This is a genomic window from Mojavia sp. (assembly GCF_059505145.1).
In genome coordinates this window covers 152,013-175,981 of sequence record NZ_JCACKA010000063.1, presented here as the reverse complement: position 1 = coordinate 175,981, position 23,969 = coordinate 152,013, and the positions used below count along the sequence as shown (strand labels likewise).

General features: G+C 41.8%; 20 protein-coding genes and 1 pseudogene. 11 read left to right on the top strand and 10 right to left on the bottom strand.

The annotated features are described in order from the left end of the window. Positions 1–238: 238 nt before the first annotated feature. Complete coding sequence (locus AC5JL8_RS13070; RefSeq protein WP_495880201.1) at positions 239–712, bottom strand: CRR6 family NdhI maturation factor; 474 nt, start codon at positions 710–712, stop codon at positions 239–241. 1,317 nt (positions 713–2,029) lie between these two features. Between AC5JL8_RS13070 and AC5JL8_RS13065 the strand changes: the two genes are divergently transcribed. Then, entirely contained in the window at positions 2,030–2,488 is a 459-nt protein-coding gene (locus tag AC5JL8_RS13065) for a Fur family transcriptional regulator (protein ID WP_495880493.1), read from the top strand. A gap of 257 nt (positions 2,489–2,745) precedes the next feature. Further along, positions 2,746–4,563: a DUF3685 domain-containing protein gene (locus tag AC5JL8_RS13060; RefSeq protein WP_495880200.1), complete on the top strand. Its 1,818-nt coding sequence runs from the start codon at positions 2,746–2,748 to the stop codon at positions 4,561–4,563. 350 nt (positions 4,564–4,913) lie between these two features. Here the strand turns inward: AC5JL8_RS13060 and AC5JL8_RS13055 are convergent, their stop codons facing one another. Next, complete coding sequence (locus AC5JL8_RS13055; protein WP_495880199.1) at positions 4,914–6,143, bottom strand: acyltransferase family protein; 1,230 nt, start codon at positions 6,141–6,143, stop codon at positions 4,914–4,916. A 344-nt stretch (positions 6,144–6,487) separates the two neighbouring features. On the opposite strand from AC5JL8_RS13055, the gene bioU reads away from it, so the two are divergent. After that, entirely contained in the window at positions 6,488–7,510 is a 1,023-nt protein-coding gene (bioU, locus tag AC5JL8_RS13050; protein ID WP_495880198.1) for a (S)-8-amino-7-oxononanoate synthase BioU, read from the top strand. A 134-nt stretch (positions 7,511–7,644) separates the two neighbouring features. On the opposite strand, the gene AC5JL8_RS13045 is transcribed toward bioU, so the two are convergent. The 4 genes and pseudogenes from AC5JL8_RS13045 to AC5JL8_RS13030 all read right to left on the bottom strand — a co-directional run bounded on the left by AC5JL8_RS13045 (position 7,645) and on the right by AC5JL8_RS13030 (position 12,914). After that, entirely contained in the window at positions 7,645–8,205 is a 561-nt protein-coding gene (locus AC5JL8_RS13045) for a hypothetical protein (RefSeq protein WP_495880197.1), read from the bottom strand. Between the two features lie 76 nt (positions 8,206–8,281). Beyond that, complete coding sequence (locus AC5JL8_RS13040) at positions 8,282–9,499, bottom strand: type II secretion system F family protein (protein ID WP_495880196.1); 1,218 nt, start codon at positions 9,497–9,499, stop codon at positions 8,282–8,284. 136 nt (positions 9,500–9,635) lie between these two features. Then, positions 9,636–10,769: pseudogene (locus AC5JL8_RS13035) on the bottom strand (type IV pilus twitching motility protein PilT); the annotation flags it as partial. 132 nt (positions 10,770–10,901) lie between these two features. Then, positions 10,902–12,914 (bottom strand): GspE/PulE family protein, encoded by a 2,013-nt coding sequence (locus AC5JL8_RS13030; protein ID WP_495880195.1) that lies wholly within the window; start codon positions 12,912–12,914, stop codon positions 10,902–10,904. A gap of 461 nt (positions 12,915–13,375) precedes the next feature. Here AC5JL8_RS13030 and grpE point away from each other — a divergent pair, with 461 nt between their 5' ends. Together grpE and dnaK are read left to right on the top strand one after the other, a co-directional pair. Next, positions 13,376–14,125 (top strand): nucleotide exchange factor GrpE, encoded by a 750-nt coding sequence (gene grpE, locus AC5JL8_RS13025; RefSeq protein WP_495880194.1) that lies wholly within the window; start codon positions 13,376–13,378, stop codon positions 14,123–14,125. 362 nt (positions 14,126–14,487) lie between these two features. Further along, positions 14,488–16,446, top strand: a complete 1,959-nt coding sequence (gene dnaK, locus AC5JL8_RS13020; RefSeq protein ID WP_495880193.1) for a molecular chaperone DnaK — start codon at positions 14,488–14,490, stop codon at positions 16,444–16,446. Positions 16,447–16,597: 151 nt separating this feature from the next. Here dnaK and AC5JL8_RS13015 read toward each other — a convergent pair whose 3' ends face one another. Further along, positions 16,598–16,846 (bottom strand): hypothetical protein, encoded by a 249-nt coding sequence (locus AC5JL8_RS13015; protein ID WP_495880192.1) that lies wholly within the window; start codon positions 16,844–16,846, stop codon positions 16,598–16,600. Between the two features lie 191 nt (positions 16,847–17,037). Between AC5JL8_RS13015 and dnaJ the strand changes: the two genes are divergently transcribed. From dnaJ to AC5JL8_RS12985, 6 genes are all read left to right on the top strand, one after another. Beyond that, a complete protein-coding gene (gene dnaJ, locus AC5JL8_RS13010) occupies positions 17,038–18,165 on the top strand; it encodes a molecular chaperone DnaJ (RefSeq protein WP_495880191.1) in 1,128 nt (375 codons plus the stop codon). Next, complete coding sequence (locus tag AC5JL8_RS13005) at positions 18,165–18,422, top strand: sulfurtransferase TusA family protein (protein ID WP_495880190.1); 258 nt, start codon at positions 18,165–18,167, stop codon at positions 18,420–18,422. Before dnaJ ends, AC5JL8_RS13005 begins: the two co-directional genes overlap by 1 nt. Further along, positions 18,419–19,516, top strand: coding sequence for a small ribosomal subunit biogenesis GTPase RsgA (gene rsgA, locus AC5JL8_RS13000; protein WP_495880189.1), 1,098 nt, complete (start codon positions 18,419–18,421; stop codon positions 19,514–19,516). Before AC5JL8_RS13005 ends, rsgA begins: the two co-directional genes overlap by 4 nt. 46 nt (positions 19,517–19,562) lie before the next feature. Further along, positions 19,563–19,829 (top strand): hypothetical protein, encoded by a 267-nt coding sequence (locus AC5JL8_RS12995; RefSeq protein ID WP_495880188.1) that lies wholly within the window; start codon positions 19,563–19,565, stop codon positions 19,827–19,829. Continuing rightward, complete coding sequence (locus AC5JL8_RS12990; RefSeq protein ID WP_495880492.1) at positions 19,822–20,175, top strand: type II toxin-antitoxin system PemK/MazF family toxin; 354 nt, start codon at positions 19,822–19,824, stop codon at positions 20,173–20,175. The genes AC5JL8_RS12995 and AC5JL8_RS12990 overlap by 8 nt, the downstream gene beginning before the upstream one ends. Before the next feature lie 243 nt (positions 20,176–20,418). Further along, positions 20,419–20,724 carry an HNH endonuclease gene (locus AC5JL8_RS12985; protein WP_495880187.1) on the top strand — a complete coding sequence of 102 codons (306 nt, stop codon included), beginning with the start codon at positions 20,419–20,421 and terminating at the stop codon, positions 20,722–20,724. 217 nt (positions 20,725–20,941) lie between these two features. Here the strand turns inward: AC5JL8_RS12985 and AC5JL8_RS12980 are convergent, their stop codons facing one another. The 3 genes from AC5JL8_RS12980 to AC5JL8_RS12970 all read right to left on the bottom strand — a co-directional run bounded on the left by AC5JL8_RS12980 (position 20,942) and on the right by AC5JL8_RS12970 (position 23,899). Beyond that, on the bottom strand, positions 20,942–22,348 hold the full coding sequence (locus tag AC5JL8_RS12980; protein ID WP_495880186.1) for an NAD(P)(+) transhydrogenase (Re/Si-specific) subunit beta: 1,407 nt from the start codon (positions 22,346–22,348) through the stop codon (positions 20,942–20,944). Continuing rightward, on the bottom strand, positions 22,345–22,638 hold the full coding sequence (locus AC5JL8_RS12975) for an NAD(P) transhydrogenase subunit alpha part 2 (protein ID WP_495880185.1): 294 nt from the start codon (positions 22,636–22,638) through the stop codon (positions 22,345–22,347). The genes AC5JL8_RS12980 and AC5JL8_RS12975 overlap by 4 nt, the downstream gene beginning before the upstream one ends. 94 nt (positions 22,639–22,732) lie before the next feature. Continuing rightward, complete coding sequence (locus AC5JL8_RS12970) at positions 22,733–23,899, bottom strand: Re/Si-specific NAD(P)(+) transhydrogenase subunit alpha (RefSeq protein ID WP_495880184.1); 1,167 nt, start codon at positions 23,897–23,899, stop codon at positions 22,733–22,735. Between the last annotated feature and the right edge of the window lie 70 nt (positions 23,900–23,969).

The following is a 23,969-nucleotide window of genomic DNA, read 5'->3' as shown; positions in this document are numbered from 1 at the left end:
GTAAGAATGCTGTTTATCGGAGAATTTTGGTAACAATTAGGGTAAGCGATCATTTTTTAACCTAAGTGGATTTTGCTGCAAATCCAGATATTGAGAGCAAAATACAGAAAAGTATCAGCCAAAATACTTCATCCCTCCAGGTAAAAATCTAACAGCTTCTAACCTAAATATTGTTGCGGTATTAAATCCGCTGCTTAACAGCGGATTTAAGTTTATTTAATTACCAAAGTAAACTAATTTAAAATATCTCGAAGAAAGCGTCATCTAAGTCATAACCAAGCAGCTGTGCCATAGATTTCAGTCGTGATTGACTGGGTATACCCTGCTGCTTCAGCCAATCACTTAAAACAAAGATTTTGTGCATCAAAAATATTTCTAAGGCTTCGGGATTGAACTGAATACCTTCTGTAGCAGTGAACTGGTGTGGTACAAGCATGGCAGTATAACGGGCAAATTCCCCAGCTTTCCAATCTAGTAAAAATGGTAGCCAAGGATATTTGGCATCCAAGCGAACAAACCACAGACGCACCTCAGGAATTTCTGAGAGCTCTCGTGGATCGCCAGGTTCCATGTCATATTTGATATCAAAGTGTAGCAGTTGTTCTTGGGACGAAATCGCCCCCTCTTGTAATAGTTTATCAATCACCATTGAGGCGGGTGACAGATCCAGATTGTTAATGGAGTCAGTATTGATTGCGATCGTGATTGTCATTGACTCAGCGGCCACTTTCTTTATGCTCAACTGTAGGATCGAGAATCTACAGTAGCAGCTTTCAGGGATGGATGCTAGATTTGTTTTAACTTTGCTCCCTGCTCTAAGTGCTTTAGGCGTGTTTTTAACAAAATAAAGACGCGATAAGTATCGCGTCCCATAACGTCTTTGTCTATTTGCCGAAATTAAAGGAAAATCATCTGTCTAAAAGTTACTGGCATTGATTTCACGGCTAGACTACCCGCTGAAAAGAAGGGTGGTCTACGTCTAAGGATGACATCTTGCCACCTTCGCTTGCGTTTTCCCATAGGGTATGCCATTAACTTTGGCGTTTTCATTGTCTATACCTAAGAGGTATAAACTCTGTGCTTTGGATATTGTTACGCTTTGTAATTTTTATTTGCTATAGTTACCTACTCCTTAGAAATTACACAGCAAATACTGAAAGTGAAGCAACCTAACTTCGATGTTATAAATATCAATTCGTTTTTCTACTTCCGTATCTACTTGTTAGACATTATGTGAATTTGCGGACAATATGTTAATACGTGAATATGCTGAAAATTTAGGGCGTTTTAGATATGCTTTCAGTGATAGCAACATTACTTTTTTTGCTTTGTAATGCTAGGCGAAAACTTGCTTAATTACTTTGTACAGAGTAATTAATCTGCATTAAAGACAGCATAATATCATTTCACTTGCAGGTTACTACAAATTCGTAGTAGACAAGCCTCTGCTTGATGTAACAAAGAAAAATAATTTGTAACCTTAATTTAAGTAATTAACGTAATCTCAGATTCTTCAGACGATTTTTTATAGCTAAAATCTAAAAAAATTTGAACTTAATTTTTACGAACCAGCGATCGCTAAATGAAATGCACAAGGTATAACTAGCAAGTTTATCGGTCTTTAACTTTGCCTAAGCCTTGCAACATATACTACTTATCTATACAGTATTTTATTTAAGCTAGACGTGACTTCTATAAGTCTATAATTATTCTCCTTTTCAAGTAAATTTAATACACCATGAGTATGGTATTTCCTGCGGATGAGCCTACTGGAGCAAGGAGAACGCCTGCGCTTAAGTGGACATTGCCATATATTTTAAGCTAAAGTTGTAATGAGTTTGTTTTAGATTAAGGTGTGACAAGACGACTCCCAACAAATCAAAAATTTTCGCCTCAACCTGTGATTTCCGCAGCGTTCAAAAGAAATAACACAGGTTGAACCGAAAGGTAGTAGTAATATCCTCGCTTATAAGAATAACCATCTAACCTTGAAATGGGAAAATTAACCCAACAGTTAACAAACTTAAATATGCAAAAACAAGCAATATCGACAAAACCAATTCGTTCTCTAGAAGATGCTCTTGCACAGTGTCAAGTGCTAGGTATGCGAGTTAGCCGTCAGCGCCGCTTTATTCTGGAACTGCTTTGGCAAGCAAATGAACATCTTTCTGCTAGAGAAATTTACGATCGCTTGAACCAGCAAGGCAAAGAGATCGGTCATACCTCTGTCTATCAAAATTTAGAAGCTTTATCTAGTCAAGGTATCATTGAGTGTATTGAACGTTGTGATGGGCGTCTATACGGTAACATCAGTGATTCCCATAGTCATGTCAACTGTATTGATACTAATCAGATTCTCGACGTTCATATAGAACTACCAGAAGATTTTATCCGCCAAGTTGAACAGCAAACAGGAGTACGGATCACTGACTACAGTATTAATTTTTATGGCTACCGCAACTCACGAGAGAACAGCGTTAATTGCTAATCGCGTTCTTTGGCAGTAATCGGTGGTTGGTAAATAAAGGTAGCTAACCACCGGTATTTGTCAAGTACCTATTATTTATACCTGTCATCCTATTAATATCATTATTTATATTTAATTTTAAAACCAAACGTCTTCTCAACCTCATCAGCATCATATTCTCAAATTGCATAAACAAGTAACAATAAGGAGGACTAAGCTAAGTATCGGAGCTGTTTTTTTAGCTGGTAAAAAACAGTGCCTCTGTTTTTGAGGAGACTATGAGCGATCGCCCTTTAAAATTATTGTTAATTGACCAAGACCCTATCTTCCGTTTAGGACTACGGGTAGCATTGGAAAAATTTCCTCATTTGCAAGTAGTATCAGATGTAGAAACAGATACTGCGGCTTTGCAAGTATTGGCAGAACTTGCCAAACAAGACCCCAACCAAGTCGATTTAGTAATTTTAGAACTAGGTAATAGTCGTTCCACTGACCTTCAGCAGCAAGGATTACAACTGTGTGGACAACTAAAAGCGCAGTACCCTCATCTGCCAATATTGCTTCTAAGTTCTATTACCAATCCAGGACTACTTTTGGCAGCAAGATCAGCGGGTGTAGATGGCTACTGCCCTAAAGGTACTGCTGTTTCCGAGTTGGTTGCTGCTATTGACGAAGTAGCAAAAGGCGGTTCCCTGTGGTTTGAACAAAGCAGGGAAAATGAAGAGATAGAAACAAGGGAAGCAGGGGAGCAAAGGAGACTCAATACTTATGATTTAAAGCTTGCTTTTGCTAAATTGCGGAATAATTGGCGCTTGTCAGGAATTGCTTATATTGAATCTACCCTAGCGTCAGTAACAGCACAACTGCAAGTTCCTGGACTGCCATTAATAGATCAGGCAGTTTTGGCTGGACAGCGACGAGAACTGCTGGCGGCTCGTTGGTTGTTGAATAAGTTATTGGCTTCATCACAGGAAAGGCGACAAGAAAAGCAGCGACAATTCGCTATATCTACTCGGCGATCGCCTGGAATTTCCTCTACAAGTATTGCCATTAGGACATCAAACTCACAACAGGTGCAAAAGTCATCGCCTTTACTGAGTCCGAGAGCGCTGCAATCTGCTTTATTTGCATCTTGTATTACTAAATTGCAATTTCCTTTACAAAATGTTACAGATGTACCTTTAGAAATTGATATTTTACGCCCAGATAAAAAACGAGAATTACTTTATCTGATTCTGCAAAAACTAGCTCAAATGTTAGATGAATTACGGGCTTCCCGAATTCAACCTAGTCAATTATATGAGTTTAAAAATACTATATTACATGATTTGTGGCAAGTAGCAGTTACAGATTTTTTTGGAAAATTTTCTCGGTTACAAGTAGGCGATCGCAGTTTAGAAACTGTTCCTTTTTTATTGCAAAATTCTCAGGTAGTACAAGCAGGAATACTTAATCAAACTCCTTTAGTAATGGAGTTATTTTCTTATCTACTATTTCAAAGGGATTTGCAAGTAGAGAACACATCTTACCCAGCAGGTAGCACTGAAGCGCAGTCACAAGCATTAATGATTTTAGAGAATTTGTTGATTCAAGTAGCGAATGGTGTGGTGCAACCGCTACTTAATTCTTTGGCAGATTTAGAGGTGATTAAGCAAAATTTTTATGATCGGAAATTAATTTCAACAAGAGAAATTGAGCGCTTTAGGAACAATTTAACTTGGAAATACCGCTTGTATAATTATATAAATAAACCGACGGCTATTTTTGAAAGCCGTTATGAGCTATTTGTATTTGCGCCCCGTGGTATTGCTAAAACTTCAGTTTATGCTCCTCGTGGTCAAGAGCTAACAAAATTATCTGGAGTTCCTCTTGCGGTGACGCTGCTCTTAGAATTTCAAGATGCGATTGCACCTCGGATCAAATCACTATTAGCTGTTTTTGGCAGTGGGATTGTGTTTATTCTTACTCAAGTCATTGGTCGCGGTTTAGGTTTAATTGGTCGTGGGATTCTCCAAGGTATTGGCAGTGTTTCGTTAACAGAAAAAACCTTCCGGCGAAATAGTAATAAAGGGCAAGGAACAGAGGACAGGGGATAATTCAGGGGTTATTTATAAAGAAAATTTAATTGGGATAAGTTAAAATAATGTGATTTTACCTAACACTTGACTACCACTTCCATTCCAACTGATCTAAACCTATTGTATTAACGTCATTTAGGGGAATATTATCCTGTTGTTGAGCCATTGCTGCAAAAGCATCGTCTCACCCAAGCCGTAATTTTTGTGTTGGGCGAAAAATTAGGCGATCGCCATTAACCTCAATTTCAACCTCTGTATGAATACCGCGTTGCTCTAACAGAAGTTTGCGAACCTAACACCTTGAAAATTGTCGATTTTAACAATTCGGGTTCTAATAGCTGCGCCCATGTTCAAGACACTTGGGAATTTCAACAAATAAAGACTTTTAAAGGTGTTTTATTAAGTATAAAAATGGTTGCAGCAGTAGTGATTATAACTAGAAATGTCACGAGCAAAGGTATAAATGTGTTGTATCTAATAAAACTTATTTGGCTTTGAATTTGAATGATGAACATTATAATTAAATACTGCCAATATTTATGAAAAGCATAGATTCCTAAAGAATACTTGGCAAGTTTCTTTATAAATAAATTTTCGCCAACATTTAATGGATAAATGAAGGATAAAATGACCAGACTAGCATATAGAATAGATCCTCTAGCATAAATACTCATAATCATGCCCATTTCTCTAAAAATAATATCTTGAACCGAAAAGCATATATATATAGCAAGATATAAATATTTAAGCCTACTAAGTAATTTAGGAGTAGTAGCAAAGATATCTGCAATTGCAATATAAACAATAAAATTATCAAGCCTATAGTAATTAATATAAATACCTATAATTGATAAAAATTCAAAGTAAATCGTAAATATAATAATAATTGCAATAGATAAAATCTGTCTGTTTCTCTGAGCCACTTGCTTATACATGAAAGCCAGAGCGGTTAGAAAAATTAAGTTAAATAAGAAATAGAAAACCGAGTCTCCCGCTAGAGGGAGGCTCGGTTGAATCCCAAGTAATACTTTAGTTATATCTAAAGATGAAATTAAGTTTTCAAATTCAATAGTTTTAAAAATCGCAACTTGAGTAATGAAATAGAAAATCAGATGGAATCCAGTCCAAAAAGCAAATAATTTAAATAAATTCAATAATCTTTTGAAAGAATATCTATTATCTGAGTTAGCCTTCTTTAAAAAAAGATAAATTGAGACAACAAAAAATATAGGAACAGCTACGAGAAATAACTGATAGTTTATAGTAATAACTAACATTCTGATAATTATTGACAATATATCCTCTCCATAAATTTGAATTGGTTGTAAATGCCAGAATAGTACTGAAATAATACCGAAAGCTTTGAGAGTATCTAAACCGATATCTCTACTAGACGATGAACTTGATGCCATTTTAAAATAAAAAAATAATATGTAAATTTTATACAAATGTTTTTTACACATCAATATATTTAAGTAATTTCTTATACAAAATATAAAAATATTAAAAAAGCAATTTGCAAAGCAGCAATGAAACTCATCTCGCCCTTGAAGAGATAGGAAAAATAAGCAATTTTTTGCAAAACGGCTTGCTGTCACCTTTTCATTACAGTTTCGCTACACACTTAGTGCAGAATGGTTACGATATTTAAAAAACACAAGAGTTATTAGGACACAAGAATGTAAAAAAATAGTAAGTATGGTAGTCGTAATGTTCTTAGTACTCTGGATTTTTGAGGCGATGCTGGATAAGAATTCACTCACGCCCAGCAACTCAGCAATAATTTCTGGCAAAAAAAGCGATCTGGGAGCAGAAGAACCCAGGATAATGAATCATAATTAACCTCTATAGCTTTTAGCTATTAGCCATCAGCCACAAGCCACAAGCCAGACGCTGAGATGCTTAATGCTAAAGGCTTTTGTTTCAACTTAACTAATTGACTATGAATTTAGAACAAGTCAAAAGTTCTCTAAATATTTCGCCAGCGATACGTGTGGGAGTACTGGGTTTCGGCGGACTCGGACAAGCAGCCGCCAAGGTACTTGCTGGCAAACGGGAAATGATTTTAGTTGCAGCGGCAGATCAAAAAGGCTATGCCTACGCTGCTGATGGTTTAAATACTAAAGAATGTATTGCAACTTACCAGTCTCAAGGTTCGGTAGGTTATTTAGAGCCAGTTGGTAATTTAACAAATCATAGTATCCAGGATTTAATCGAAAGCGCACATCCTGTGGATGGGTATTTTTTGGCTTTGCCTAACTTACCCAACGACTTTATTCCTTCTGTCGCCAAAGAGTTTATTAAATCCGGTTGGCGTGGGGTGCTAGTAGATGCAATTAAACGCACCACTGCTGTAGAACAACTACTGGCGATGAAAGCAGAACTGCAAGCTGCTGGGATTACCTACATGACAGGATGTGGTGCTACACCAGGACTTTTAACAGCAGCAGCCGCTTTAGCAGCCCAAAGCTACGCCGAAATTCATAAAGTTGAAATTACCTTTGGGGTGGGAATTGCCAACTGGGAAGCTTACCGCGCCACAGTTCGAGAAGACATTGGCCATATGCCTGGTTATACAGTGGAAACTGCCAGGGCAATGACTGACGCAGAAGTAGAAGCACTACTAGATAAAACTAATGGCGTGCTTACCTTGACAAGTATGGAACACGCTGATGATGTAATGCTAGAGTTTGCGGGAATTTGCGATCGCGATCGCGTTACTGTTGGTGGTGTAGTTGACACTCGCAATCCTAAAAAACCCCTCAGTACCAACGTTAAGGTAACAGGGCGCACCTTTGAAGGTAAGATTTCCACCCACACCTTTACCCTTGGAGATGAAACTAGCATGGCAGCCAATGTCTGCGGCCCTGCTTTTGGTTATCTCAAAGCTGGTAACCAATTGTACCAGCGCGGCATGTACGGAATATTTACCGCCGCTGAAATTATGCCTCATTTTGTAAAGTAAAAAGTGAACCAGTACGATGAATTAATTAGTCGGACTATGTAGCAAAATCTGTACGGTAAAGTATCCGTAAATAAAAAGGCAAAAGAAAGAGAAAATCCTTCTTTTGCCTTTTTTAATTTTGTATTTTGTTTGATCTAAGTTATTGGACTTTCTGGAGAAAAAGAGTCGATAGGATGATCTTCAAATACCAAGGGAGGTGCTTGAATCACAAATGGAAGTTCTGCACCCACAAGACCCCGCTGAATGCGTTCTGAAGTTTCATTAAAAACCACAAACAGAGGATATATAGTATTAGTTCCCTCACTCAAAACATGCTTGTGGCGGTAAGGCATTAGCCACTCATAATCTTTGTCTAGGAAAACTTGGGTTTGTCGCCAGCGCCCCAACAAGTCAGAAAAGTCTTCATGGGGACGATGAATAAAAACTAAAATCTCAGCTCCAGTTTTGATTTTCCACTCCGGATCGCACATTAATATTGCCAGATCACAGGGTAAACAAGTAGTCTGCGGAGCTGTTGTCTCTGTTTTACGGAGACGGATAATTGGCAAAGGAATTGTGATCACACTTTCATCTGGACGCCGCAAACTAGGAATCATCTCCAAGTAAGGTCGATACTGCTTCAACAAAGCGATCGCAGCTATATGATGGCTATACTCCGCTAAACTAGCTTCGTAATCAGATTTTTGCACAGGCATGTTTCTTTCAAGGATGAAGTACGAATTGTGAAGTATGAAGTATAAAGATTTACATAATTTATACTTCAGCCTTTGTTTAGCCAAGCTTTTCAAATACCTTAAACATAGGCAGATACATAGCCAACAAAATCGTACCAACCATCCCACCCAAGACTACAATCATTAGTGGTTCTAAAACACTGGTTAGTGCTTTGACTGCTTGCTCGACTTCATCTTCATAAAAATCTGCAACTTTCATCAACATCGCATCTAATTCTCCAGTCTCTTCGCCAATACTCATCATCTGAATTGCCATAGCAGGAAACACAGCCTCTTTTTGCAAAGCAATACTAATCATGCCTCCTTGTTGAATTTCTGCACGTGCTGCATCTATGGCGTTGGCAACAACTTGGTTTCCTGATGTATCCCGCACAATTTCTAAACAAGTGAGAATGGGTACACCAGAACGAGTTAAAGCCCCGAAAGTACGGCTAAAGCGGGCTACTGCGGATTTTTGAATCAAGTCACCAAACAAAGGCATCTTCAAAGAAAGGCGATCGATAGTTTCTTTACCAACACGAGTTTTGTAATACTGCTTATAGGCAAACATAAATGCCATAATTGCAGCAATAATCACTAGAGACCACCAACTGCGTAATATTTCACTGCAAGTCATCAAGAATTGTGTTAAAGCAGGTAACTCTACTCCTATTTCTTTAAAAATATTGGCAAAAATGGGAATTAGAAAAACAGTCATGCCTACAAAGATCGCAGTTGCTAAAAAACCCACAACCACGGGATAAGACAATGCGGCTTTGATTTGGTTTTGTAAACGAGCAACATCCTCTAACAACTTAGCTAAGCGATTTAATACTTCGTCGAGAACACCACCAATTTCGCCAGCTTGAACCATACTGACATACAAATTATCAAAGCATTGAGGATGCTTACGCATTGCATCTGAAAGATTCGTGCCGGTTTGGACATCACCGCTAATCTCAATCAGAGCTGCTTTTAATTTAGGATTGCTACACTGCTCAGATAGTACGCCCAGACTTCTAACAATTGCTACTCCCGCATTCGTTAAAGCGGCAAACTGACGAGAGAACACCGCCTTATCCTTAACGGAAACTTTGACCATTGAGGTCTGAAATTTTTTCATATCAAAGCTGAAGCTTTGAGATTGTTTTAACTCTTGGACAACAAACCCTTGATCTCTTAGATTAGTACGGGCTTGAGCTAAAGATTCAGCAGAAAATTTTTCAGTTCTGGATCTTCCTTGTGAGTCCCGAACGCGGGCAACATAGGTAGGCATAGATTAATAAATTAAAAATTCAAAATGAAGTAATTAGTACTTTGGTTAATAGTCCATAGTTGATAGTCAATAATTATTATTTTAGCTCCTTGATTGTTATCTATTAACCATTACCAGTACTGTGTTTAGTCAAACTTTAATGCGCTCTAGCAACACCACTAGCACCAGGTTTTGCACCTGCTGCTTGCGGTGGAGCGCCACCGATCAGACGTTGGATTTCATCAGGCTTGGAAGTCTTAGACATAGCTGCTTCAAAGGAGATAGTTCCTGCTTTATACAAATCTGCTAAAACCTTCTCCAAAGTTTGCATACCCAACTTACCGCCAGTCTGAATTGCTGAGTAAATTTGAGATGTTTTACCTTCTCGAATTAAGTTAGAAATAGCAGGAGTAATAATCATGATTTCTTGAGCCATCACCCGGCCATATTCACCTGGTTTGGGATTTTTCTTTGGTACTAAAGTTTGGCTAAATACTGCCACCAACGAGTTAGATAACTGCACCCGTACCTGGGTTTGTCTTTCATGGGGGAAAACGTCGATGATCCGGTCAACGGTCTGTGCAGCAGAACTAGTGTGCAAAGTTCCAAATACCAAATGTCCTGTTTCTGCGGCAGAAATAGCCAAAGAAATCGTTTCCAAATCCCGCATTTCTCCTACCAGAATAATATCTGGATCTTCCCGCAAAGCTGCTTTCAAAGCATTAGCAAAGCTCTTTGTATCTTCCCCAAGTTGTCGTTGGTGAACCAAGCTTTTAATTGGTTCATAGACAAATTCAATTGGGTCTTCTACTGTTAAGATATGCTCTGCCCTAGTGCGGTTAATTAAGTCAATCATTGCCGCTAGGGTAGTTGTCTTACCAGAACCAGTAGGCCCCGTTACCAGAATTAATCCTCTGGGCTTTTCTGTCATTTCCCGCACTACATCTGGCAGACCCAATTTATCAAAGTTGGGAATTTTGGAACTTAAAGCACGCAAGCAAGCAGCGTATGCTCCCCGATCCTTATAAACATTGACGCGGAAGCGAGCCAAGCCTTTAACGCCGTAAGAACAATCTAGTTCCCAGGTCTGCTCTAAAGTTTTACGCTGGGTATTGTTGAGCATACTAAAAATCAGTCTCTGACACTGATCAGCAGTTAATATATGCTCACCGATGGGAGTGAGTTTGCCACTGATACGGAAATAGGGAGGTAAACCTGCGGATAAATGCAGATCCGAACCGCCCATTTCAATCATCTGCTCCATCAAGTCTTCAATCATCATTTCCATAGTTTTGCTTCCTTTGTCAGTTGTTAGTGGTTTTTTGTTTGCCTGTGATTATTGAGCCTTGACCGTCGCTGCACTCCAATTTAAAATCAAAGACCTGTTTGAGTTTTTAATGAGCGAATTTCCCGTAGGGGTTGACTAATCACTAAAGCGAGGTGTCATACAGTAAGGGCAATCTAGCCATTCTGGTTGTAATGTGGCATCACAAGTGCGGCATGTTAGACCACTCTTACGTTTAGCTTTTAATTCGGCTTCCAAACCGGTATCAGTAAAAGTTACCCGCTCAACTTCTTCTAAGGTCGTGGAACCTTGACGCACTAAATCCAAGCTGTAAGCCAGCAAGGTTTTCATGCCTTCTTCTACTGCTACTTCTTTAATGCGTTCCGTTGGTGCTTCTTCGTTGATTAAGGTTTGCAAGTTCTCGGTGACTCGCATGACCTCGTAAACACCACAACGTCCCTTGTAACCGACACCATTACAGGTTGAACAACCTTGACCTTTGGCTTTAGCTTCTGCCTGGGATTCGGCTGGCAAGGTATTAGCTTTGTAGAAAGTGACACTCACCTCTTGAGAAGCTGATAGACCATAGCGAGCAAGTTCTTCGGTAGTGGGAGTATAGGGAATACGACAATCAGGACATACACGTCGTACCAAGCGTTGTGCCAAGACGCCAATCAGGGAACTAGAAACCATGAAAGGTTCAATGCCCATTTCTCCCAAACGGGCGATCGCTCCTGGAGCATCATTTGTGTGTAAGGTAGTTAATACCAAGTGACCTGTCAGGGCTGCTTCAATCGCGGTTTTTGCAGTTTCCTTGTCTCGTGTTTCACCCACGAGTAACACATCTGGGTCTTGCCGTAAGAAAGCCCGCAAAGCAGTAGCAAAATCCAGCCCTTTCTCCCGAATCACCTGTACTTGAGTAATTCCTGGCAAACTGTACTCAATTGGATCTTCTACCGTACTGATATTAATTCCCGGATCGTTCTTTTCTGCCAGTGCTGAATAAAGCGAGGTGGTTTTACCAGAACCAGTTGGCCCAGTGACCAAGATCAGACCGAAGGGACGACTCACCATGTCCTTAACAATATCTAAGGTTTCCTGATCGGTAATCAGCTTATTCAATCCGAGTTGAGTGGAGGAGTTATCTAAAATCCGTAGACAAACTTTCTCGCCGTAGCGACTGGGTAAGGTATTTACACGAAAATCCACCTTACGTCCCTCAAACATCCGCCGAATGCGTCCGTCTTGGGGTAAACGTCTCTCAGCAATGTCTAGGTTGGAGATGATTTTAAACCGGGCTGTCACTGCCGCAATGATTTTTTTGGGCAAGGGGTCGAAAGCTTGACGCAGTACGCCATCTTTACGAAAGCGAATGCGGAGGTTTTCTTCTTGCGGTTCGATGTGGATATCAGATACCTTCTCATGCAAGGCTTTGGCAAGAATTCTATTGACTAGATTAATGACTGGTGCATCTTCCGCACCCTTCATCGCCGCCCCTAAGTCAGCCTCCATGTCATCAGGGGTATCATCTGCATCGAGATTACCAAGATTTTCTAAATCTTGATTGATGTCTGTAAATTTTTCTTGTTCTAAATGTTTTTGTCGTACAGCCAGTTCATCCAAGTATTGATTGATAATCTGTTGGTAATCCTCTTGGGTGATCACCATGCGCTGCAATGCTAAACCTTGTGGGCGCAAGATGCGGTTGAGGTCATCCGAAGCCTCTAAATTATCCGGATCGACCATCGCCACTAAAACGCAGGGGGGGGTTTGGTCTTCGTTTTTTGATAGTGGTATCAAGCGATGGCGGCGACAGATATCCACCGGGATTAAGGTTTCAATCAGTTTTCCCACCATCGTATTGCCAAGCTGGTTGACTTCCGGATCGAGGAATTCAACACCGTATAGTATTTTAAGTTCAAATAACTGCTGTTTCTTGTACTGTCTGAGTAACTCAGGTGATAGTTGTCGCCCAGTGATTGACTCCAGCATCTCTGTTAGCGGGATGCCAGACTTGCGGCTTTCAATCAGCGCCTGCCTCATCTGTTCGCTATTGACATAACCAGCCTGCACTAGCTTGTTGCCGAAGGGCGAAAACTCTGTTTTTGTAGTTAGAGCGGTACTGCGCCGTTGTGGTGACGAGTAAGTCATATATGAGCAATTGGTAGGGAAAACCTCTGAGTAAAGTATTCCCAGGCTGTGGCATAGAATTCTCATTTACGTTGAGTAAATTCGAGCCAAAAATTTTTGCTACTCAAGCAACTTTGGTGTCAAGCAAGTTATGAAGTCGATGTTTGAGGCGTTCTTGGTAAGAGTAAACGTTGAATCTTACGTAAATTTAAGTAAAAAGAATGACTTATAACTAATGATGAGGGGCGAAATATCTTGACCGCCTCTCGTCCGAAAGACGTGCTTTTCCAACTACCCTACCCGTTCGGATTACCGTCCTGGGAGCTTATACGCTAACGCGTTCACCATTTGTCACAATAAGAAGACGTGACATCAGTTCCAGGAAAATTTCGGCAACATGACAAGCCGCAGTTGCTAGCTGTCAATAGCAACGCAACCTGTAGTGACATAATGCCGTAAATAGTATCTGGGATGAGTGGACAATGATAGACGAAAATAAACAGGTAAACAATACAAGCCAGCAATTGGGTGAACCAATAGAGGTAAAGCAAGCAATGAATAGCGACTCCCCAACCCAAATCAACTCCAACGAATCTGGCAGCGAGGTTACTGAGCAAGTGGCAGATCAAACTAATGCACCAGTAGGTACAGCTACGCTCAATCAAGAGAATGGCGTCGCTGCTAGTGAAAATCAGGGCGCACAAACGGCAGCTTTGACAGAATTGGCTCAACAAATCGAGTCTCTCAAAGCGCAAGTTGAAGAGCGTAACACTCAATATCTACGAATTGCCGCAGATTTTGAGAATTACCGCAAACGCAACCAAAAAGAAAAAGAAGACTTAGAGGCGCAGGTGAAGCGCAACACAATTACAGAATTATTGCCAGTAGTTGATAATTTTGAGCGGGCGCGATCGCACCTCAAACCACAAACCGACGGCGAAATGACAATTCATAAAAGTTACCAAGGTGTCTACAAACAATTAGTAGATTGCCTCAAACGCCTTGGTGTATCGCCAATGCGTCCTGAAGGTCAAGAATTCGATCCCAACCTGCATGAAGCTGTAATGCGCGAACCTACGGATGAACATCCTGAAGGAACAGTGTTAGAAGAGTTAGTACGCGGATATTACTTGGGTGAACGCGTGCTGCGCCATGCAATGGTGAAAGTGGCTGCTCCAAAGGAAGACACACTACCTGCACAAGAAAATCAGTCGAGTCCAGCCAACAGTTAAGCTGTATTTGCTCGCCTCACTGACCAAAAGTGCCTTGGTTCTAGCAAAGGCGAGCATCCCATATTTAATCCAGGAATGGCTGTTGACGGTAAGCCGAAGTTTGACGGCTTGTCCTTTGGTGCTAGCTTTCATAAAGAGGCATGGTTGTCTGAAAAGAAACCAACGTTCAAGTGTTAGTAACCCTCCAAAGGTAACTTTAAGCACTCACCTTGAAACACATCTGTGTTTTTCAACTTCTTGCTTACCGTTAGTAACAGGATTTCCACAGACTTTTCCGTGAGCGTTGGTCTGTAGCACAACACAAAAATAAGAACGTCCGCGAAGCATCAAGTCAAAAGAAATCCGTAAAAATACTGAGCAGTATGGGAAAAGTTATTGGAATCGACTTAGGCACTACTAACAGTTGCGTCGCAGTTATGGAAGGTGGTCAAACACTTGTGATCGCTAATTCCGAAGGTGGACGAACTACTCCTAGTATTGTGGGATTTGGAAAAGGAGGCGATCGCTTAGTCGGTCAGTTGGCAAAGCGCCAAGCCGTAACCAATGCCGAAAACACAGTCTTCAGTATCAAGCGATTCATCGGTCTTCGTTGGGAAGACACGGATACACAACGCGATCGCGTACCTTACAACTGTGTCAAAGGTCGAGACGATACCGTTGATGTGCAAATTCGCGGACGTAACTATACACCACAAGAAATTTCTGCCATGATCTTGCAAAAGCTCAAACAGGACGCAGAAAATTTTTTGGGTGAAACTGTTACTCAGGCAGTGATTACCGTACCAGCATATTTCACAGACGCTCAAAGACAAGCAACTAAAGACGCGGGAACTATTGCTGGACTTGAAGTCCTACGGATCATCAACGAACCAACTGCGGCTGCTTTAGCCTTTGGTTTAGATAAGCAAAACCAAGAGCAGCTAATTTTAGTCTTTGATCTGGGAGGCGGTACTTTTGACGTATCCATCCTGCAACTTGGAGATGGTGTTTTTGAAGTTAAATCCACTAATGGTAATAATCAACTCGGTGGTGACGACTTTGATGATTGTATTGTGCGCTGGATAATTGAAGGCTTCCAGCAACAAGAGAAAATTGACCTGTCTCTAGACAAAATGGCACTGCAACGCCTACGGGAAGCAGCAGAAAAGGCAAAAATTGAACTTTCTAGTATGCTGAATACATCTATCAATTTGCCTTTTATCACTGCTGATGAGACAGGCCCCAAGCATCTAGAATTGGAACTCAGCCGCTCCAAATTTGAAGAACTAACAAATCATTTAATTCAAGCTACGATTGATCCGATGATCCAAGCGTTGAAAGACGCAGATCGCAAACCACAAGATATAGATCGGATTATTTTAGTAGGTGGTTCTACCCGCATCCCTGCCGTCCAAAACGCCTTGAGCAAGTTTTTCAACGGCAAAGCTCCCGATCGCTCTGTTAACCCCGATGAAGCAGTCGCACTAGGAGCTGCTATCCAAGCCGGGGTACTAGGTGGAGAAGTTGATAATCTCCTTTTATTGGATGTCACACCCCTGTCTTTGGGAATTGAAACCTTAGGAGAAGTATTTACCAAAATCATCGAACGTAACACCACAATTCCTACCAGCAGATCCCAAATTTTTTCTACAGCAGTTGATGGGCAAACCTCGGTAGAAATACACGTTCTCCAAGGTGAACGAGCAATGGCACGGGATAATAAAAGTCTTGGTAAGTTCCTTTTAGCAGGAATTCCTCCAGCACCTCGTGGCGTCCCGCAAATAGAAGTATCTTTTGAAATCGATGTCAATGGCATCCTCAAGGTTAGCGCTCAAGACAAAGGTACTGGCAGGGAGCATAGTATTCGGATTACGAATACAGGCGGCTTGAGTACCCAAGAAGTAGAACGAATGCGGCAAGCAGCCGAAGTGTTTGCTGAGGAAGATAAAAGACGTAAAGAACTGGTTGAACTTAAAAACCAGGCAGAGAATCTATTTTTAAGTTATGAAACAACTTTAAAGGAGAATAGCGGCTTCATTGGTGAGGAGATGAAAGCTTTGGCACATGAAAAAGTCCAACAACTCCAAGCAGCAATAGCTAACTCCAGTATTTCTCCACAAGAATTTCAGCAGCGCTTGGAAGATTTCCAAAAAGCGCTATTTGCCATTGGTGCTAACGTGTATAACCGGGCTAATAACCAAAATGATGAGTTAGCTGAGGTTTCAGAAATTCTGTTTACTTCAGAACAGGAGCAACCAATGGGTGGAACGCTAATACCGCAATTTAACTTTGATTTTGATGACGAAAACACCGCACAGGCTGATTACGAGGCGATAGATTAGGGATTGGGTATTGGGCATTGGATGAAGAGGACAAGGAGCAAGAGTTAATCATGGTTCTTTCCCCTTGTCCCCTTGTCCCTTTGTCTTTCCTGCTCCCTGCTCCCTGCACAAGTTGCTTTTCCCAGTCCCTAGTCCCCAGTCCCCAAGTTTGCTAGATTGTAGAAGCGAATTGCCGTGGGCTAGAGGGTGTACCAGCACAGATGCCAAAACGCATTGGGGGGTTTTCCACACCTAATGGTGCGGCTAGCTCCTCTGGTGGATGGGCGGGGTTTGCCCCACCTACGTAGCACAATTGTAAAAGAGATAGCCTCAGGCAGAGAGAAGTCAGAGTAGAGGTTTGCTTTGCTCGTGATTTCTGTAGCTTTTGTCGTCTTCTACGAGGAAAGCACCTGTTGCTCAATACTGGCTGGTGATTTTTCTAAAAGGGAAAGGGTAAAATCAATTATTAATAAAAATTAACTTTTACCTTTCGCCTTTTTGCCCTCTTCCTTCTGCCACGCCACATACTTTATAGGGGAACTCGTTTAACGTACTGGCTCTCCAATACAGTGGCTCTTCTGCTTTCTTACTTCTAACTTTTACCTTTGCTATATGGCCCGCGACTATTATGAAATTTTGGGTGTCTCCCGTGACGCCGACAAAGAAGATATCAAACAAGCCTACCGCCGTTTAGCCCGGAAGTATCACCCAGATGTGAACAAAGAACCGGGAGCGGAGGATCGCTTTAAGGAGATTAACCGCGCTTATGAAGTGCTTTCCGAGCCGGAAACCCGCGCTCGTTATGACCGCTTTGGGCCTGAGGGTGTTTCAGGCGCTGGTGTAGGCTTCCAAGATATGGGCGACATGGGCGGCTTTGCCGATATCTTTGAAAGCATTTTCAGTGGTTTTGCTGGTGGAATGGGTGGCCCAACAACGCAAAGACGACGCAGTGGGCCGGCGCGGGGTGATGACCTGCGATTAGACCTGAAGTTAGATTTTCGGGAAGCGGTATTTGGTGGTGAAAAAGAAATTCGCATTTCTCATCTAGAAACTTGCGATGTCTGTACCGGTTCAGGCGCAAAGCCAGGAACTCGTCCTCGGACTTGTTCGACTTGCAGCGGCTCGGGTCAAGTACGCCGTGTTACTAGAACGCCTTTTGGCAGTTTCACTCAAGTTTCAACTTGTCCTACGTGTAATGGTACGGGGATGGTGATTGAAGACAAATGTGATGCTTGCGACGGTAAAGGCACAAATCAAATCACTAAAAAACTCAAAATTACTATTCCTGCGGGTGTAGATAATGGCACACGCTTGCGGATTTCTCAAGAAGGAGATGCGGGGCAGCGTGGTGGCCCGCCTGGAGATTTGTACGTGTACTTATTCGTGAATGAGGATGAGGAATTCCACCGAGATGGTATTAATATTCTCTCAGAAATTAAAATTAGCTACCTGCAAGCAATTTTAGGTTGCCGTTTAGAAGTAGATACGGTCGATGGGCCTGTAGAACTTATAATTCCCGCCGGAACTCAACCAAATACGGTGATGAAGTTAGAAAATCGTGGTGTACCTCGCTTAGGTAATCCTGTCAGTCGGGGAGACCATATGCTGACAGTGCTAATCGATATTCCTAACAAGGTGACTCCGGAGGAGCGAGAATTGTTAGAGAAGCTGGCTAAAATTAAGGGAGAGCGTACTGGTAAAGGCGGTCTAGAAGGATTTTTAGGAAATCTGTTTAAGTAATGAAGCCCTCTTCTCTATCATCTCCTGATGCTCAACTTGACTTGCGCGGCACTCCTTGCCCGATTAATTTTGTTCGGACAAAACTACGTCTAGAGAAAATGTCACCGGGAGGATTGCTCGAAGTTTGGCTTGACCCTGGAGAGCCAATTGAGCAGGTTCCTGATAGCCTAGCAATGGCAGGCTATCAAGTAGAACAAATTGCAGATTGCTCTGGTTATTTTTCGTTGTTAGTACGCCGTCCTGTGATTGCCCAATGACAGGAAAATCTGATTTCGCCACTGGACAGTTAATAGGTACTGTGTTAGCTGTACAAGCAAATTTTTACCAAGTCCAGCTGGATGTAGGAGACAAGGACATAAATACTCCCCTTGTCTCTCATTCTCCCCCTCCCTCACTCCTCCTCTGCACCCGCAGATCACGCTTGAAAAAAATTGGGCAACAAGTGATGGTGGGCGATCGCGTGGTCATTGAAGAACCAGATTGGGCTGGAGGACGAGGAGCGATCGCTGATGTTTTACCCCGTCAAACTCAATTAGATCGTCCGCCCATCGCCAATGTTGACAAAATCATGCTGGTATTCGCTGTTGCAGATCCACCTCTGGAACCTTACCAGTTAAGTCGCTTTTTAGTTAAGGCTGAATCAACAGGTTTAGATGTAGTTTTATGCCTGAATAAAAGTGATTTAGTTTCACCCCAGGTGCAACAAAAAATTAGCGATCGCCTTGTTGGTTGGGGTTATCAGCCGTTATTTATTAGCGTCATAAATAGTATAAATATTGACCAATTAACCAGCCATCTTCAAGATAAAATTACTGTAGTTGCTGGGCCTTCTGGCGTTGGTAAATCAAGTTTAATTAATACACTAATTCCCAATGCCAATTTGCGAGTAGGTGAAGTTTCTGGCAAGTTGGCTCGTGGTCGCCATACTACCCGCCACGTAGAGTTATTTGAATTACCTAATGGGGGCTTATTGGCAGATACTCCAGGTTTTAATCAGCCTGACCTCTATTGTACTCCCGAAGAATTAATATATTATTTTCCCGAAGCCAGAGAGCGTTTAGCTGTTGGTAGCTGTCGGTTTAGCGATTGCCTGCATCGAGATGAACCAGATTGTGCTGTGCGGGGAGACTGGGAGCGATATGAACATTATGTGGAATTTTTAGCAGATGCGATCGCGTATCAAACTCACCTAAACCAACAAGCTGATCCTGAATCTACCTTGAAGTTAAAAACCAAAGGCAAAGGTCAGAGCCAATACGAGCCAAAATTAGAAAGTAAAAAATATCGTCGTGTTGCTCGTAAAACTCAACTGCAAGCCTTGCAGGATTTGTATCAAGATAGCGAAGAATAAGATAAATTCATTACTATGAGTAATATAAGTGGCTCTATGAATTAGCATGGGAACTCAGGAAATTCTCCAAGCACTTGTAAATTTAAGTGTAAGCGATCGTTTAACAATAGCTGAAGCAGCTTTGAAACTGGTACTTAGAGAGCAAAATTCACTTACCAAAGATGAGCAAAAACGCCAATTAATACTAGCCGCAATCACAGCTGTTGCAGACTACGCATCTGATAGTGAATTAAATGTCTTCTCTGATTTGGAAGGGGAAGATTTTTACGAATATCCAGATGAAGACCTCCACAACTCAGCCTCTTATGTATAGAGGTCAAGTCTGGTTAGTGAATTTAGATCCAACTGTAGGGACGGAAATTAGCAAGAAGCGTCCTTGTATCATAGTCAATGATGATGCTATTGGGATTTTGCCTTTGAAAGTCATTGTTCCAGTTACAGATTGGAAAGAAAGATATGCAGTCAGACCTTGGATGGTGCGACTGGAAGCAAGTGCAGATAATGGTTTAGCTAAAGTTTCTGGTGTGGATACTTTTCAAATCCGCTCAGTTTCAGAAACCAGATTAGTGAGAAAACTTGGTCAACTATCTGATTCAGAAATGCAACTTGTTTCTCAAGCATTAGCTGTGGTTTTAAATCTTTCTCAACCAACAAATTAGCGATTGCATATTGGCGCGTCGTAAAAGGCGATCGCTTTTTTTATCTCACGCAGAGACGCAGAGGAAAGAGATGCTAAATTAATTAATGAAAACAGTGATTATAAATATCTTCAAAGTGATGAAGCTTCTGAATATGTTCCTGTAACGGAAGATAGACGTGAAACTGTATTTCGTCAAATTAAAGAACGTCGTGGACAGTCCAAATTTAGAGACTTGTTGCGTCAACGCTATGGCGATTAATGTATGATTACTGGGTTAAAGCTACTTGATGTTTTAGAAGCTGCCCATATCTCACCCTATCGTGGTACTGATGATAATCATCCAGATAATGGGCTTTTGTTACGTGCAGACTTACATACTTTATTTGATCTAAATTTATTGGGTATTAACCCAGAATCTCTAGAAGTGAAGTTTCATCCAAAAGTTTTACAAACTCATTATCAAAAATTGGATGGTAGAAAACTTATATGCTCTCAATATCAACCAAGTCAGTCAGCACTTGTATCTAGATGGAAGGAATTTCTAAACCGTATTAACCAAGATTATTAAAATTGAAAGTTTAATTAAAAATCTTAGCTTAAAAATTTTTAAATTTCAAAACAAGTCGAATCTCTTAATTCTTTCTTTCCTTTGCATCTTTGCGCCTTGGCGTGAGCCAATTCTCTAAATAAAAAACTTGCCCCAGAAGCATCACACCTCCAAGGCAAACCAACTCTCTAATTCTTTCTTTACTTCGCGCCCTTTGCGCCTCTGCGGTTCGTTTCTCTTACAGTTGCTTCACTTCAGAAACCAACTTCGCCACCATATCTTTAGCACTACCAAAAAGCATTGTAGTTTTCTCTTTGTAGAACAACTCATTATCTACACCGGCAAAACCTGTACTCATCCCGCGCTTAATCACAATTGTCTGCTTTGCCTTATCCACTTCTAGAATTGGCATCCCATAAATTGGGCTATTAGCATCACTCCGCGCTGCTGGATTTACTACATCATTTGCCCCAATTACTAAAGCCACATCCGCTTGATCAAACTGGGGATTAATATCTTCCATGTCATACAACTGGGTATAAGGCACATTTGCCTCAGCCAGTAACACGTTCATGTGTCCTGGCATTCTTCCAGCGACGGGGTGAATAGCGTACTTGACATCAACACCCATCCGTTCTAGTTGATCTGACAATTCCCGGACGCTATGCTGCGCTTGGGCAACTGCCATACCATAACCAGGCACAATCACCACAGAACGGGCATAACCTAACATCATTGCCCCTTCTTCGGGATCGATGCTGCGGACGGTTTGATCGGTTGCACCGCCACCAGCAGCACCACCACCAGCAGCACTCCCTGTGCCAAAAGCACTGAACAGCACGCTGAACAGAGAACGGTTCATCGCCTTACACATAATTTCGGTGAGAATTAAGCCAGAGGCCCCCACTAATGCCCCAGCGATGATCAACATATTGTTCATCACCACGAATCCGGCGGCTGATGCTGCTACACCTGACAAGGAGTTCAACAGCGAAATGACTACAGGCATATCGCCACCACCAATGGGGATGACGAACATTACACCCAACACTAAGGAAACCGCAACGACTCCTAAGAATATGGGTAAGCTATCCGGTGTGATGATTAAGTAAGCACTACCTGCTATATAAGCACCCAGAAGCAGAAGGTTAAATGGTTGCTGGAAAGGAAATGTAATCGGGGAACCGCTGATTAAACCTTGCAATTTTGCAAAGGCTAAAAAGCTGCCTGTGAAGGTAACACCACCGATTAACACATCCAGCAGCATGGAAATGTTGACATCTAGGGGAATCGGTTGCGAACTATCCAATAATCGCCAGAATTCGGCAACGGCGACAAGTGCGGAAGCAGCGCCACCCAAACCGTTAAGTAAACCCACCATTTGGGGCATTTCTGTCATTTGAACTTTGTAAGCGGCGATCGCACCAATTCCCGATCCAATCGCCAAGCCCAACAAAATCATTTCGTAATTCAACACATGCTGATCTAGCATTGTCGCCACGATCGCCAGCAGCATTCCCACAGCTGCTATGATATTGCCATTTCGTGCTGTGGCGGGTGAACCCAGCTTTTTCAATCCCAGAATGAATAAGGATGCAGCGACTAAGTACGTCAGTTGAATCCCAGTTGGTATAAAGTCGCTCACGCCTTAATCTCCTTTTTCTTAAACATTTGCAACATCCGATCTGTGACTAAGAAACCACCGACAACGTTGACTGTTGCCAATACGACAGCAATCAAACCAAGAATCACCGAAACATTTGTCTCTCTAGCACCGGAAGCTACTATTGCTCCCAATACAGCAATACCGGAAATTGCATTTGAGCCTGACATCAAAGGCGTGTGTAAAGTCGGTGGTACTTTGTTGATGACTTCAAAGCCGATAAACGATGCCAAGACAAATACAAATAAAGCAGCAAGCAATGCATCTGTCATGAAATAAAAACTCCTTTTGATAATTGCTAATTGGTAATTAGTAACAGTTTTTTTTGCAATTACCCATTACCCATTGCTTATTACTTTTGCTAAATTAAGTTGTCTTTACGCCGCTAATAGCTTGTAGCGCATCGCGTACTCGTTGAGAGCGAATTTCACCTGCGTGGGTAACGCAAGCCGCATCAACGATGTCGTCGACAAAGTTAACCTGTAAAGCTTTATCTTTAATTAACAATTGCATCAACGATGTCACGTTTTTAGCATACAGTTGGCTGGCGTGAACTGGCATTGATGAGGGGAGATTAATTGGCCCGATAATCGTTACACCATTCCAAACAATATCTTTGCCGGGATCGGTGCAGGCGCAGTTACCGCCCTGTTCGGCAGCTAAATCTACAATTACTGAACCTGGCTTCATCTGAGCCACCATTTCTTCAGTGACAAGCAAAGGCGCTTTTCTTCCAGGAACTTGGGCGGTAGTAATCACCACATCGGCGTTCTTGACGTGTTCGGCAACAATTTCCTGGGTGCGCTGTTTGCTAGCCTCAGAAATCTCTTTGGCGTAGCCACCAGCCGCGACGGTTTCTTCTTCGAGTTTAACTTCGACGAATTTTGCCCCTAAGCTTTGGACTTCTTCTTTGACGGCAGGACGGATATCAAAGGCTTCTACTACTGCTCCTAAGCGCCTAGCGGTGGCGATCGCTTGCAATCCTGCTACACCAGCACCCATGATAAATATTTTGGCTGGGGCGATTGTACCTGCGGCTGTAGTCAGCATCGGGAAATATTTCGGCAATGCTGCTGCGGCAATTAATACGGATTTATAACCTGCTAGGGACGCTTGCGAGGACAATGCATCCATGCTTTGTGCCCTGGTGGTGCGGGGAATCATTTCCATACTTAAGGCTGTCACTTGGCGATTTGCCAGTTGCTGCACCACCAAAGGATTTCCTAATGGATTCAAAAAGCTAATTAATACAGCTCCTTGCTTTAGTAAGTCAATTTCGGAACGTCCATCTTCCCGTTCTTGTGGCGGACTGACTTTCAAAAGAATATCTGCTTCACCCCATAATGTCACAGTATCGGCAATAATTTTGGCTCCTGCTGCCTCATAAGCAGAATCGCTAAAAAATGCTCGCTCTCCTACACCTGTTTCTACCCAAACTTCTAAACCTTGTTTTACTAATCGGGCAACTGTGTCAGGAATTAATGCTACACGACGTTCACCAACTTCGATTTCTTTGGCAACTGCTATTCTCATGAAATCTCCTGGAGATAAATACCTAATCTCTGCCAACTATGCAATTTTATTGATCAGCCATTCCCCACAC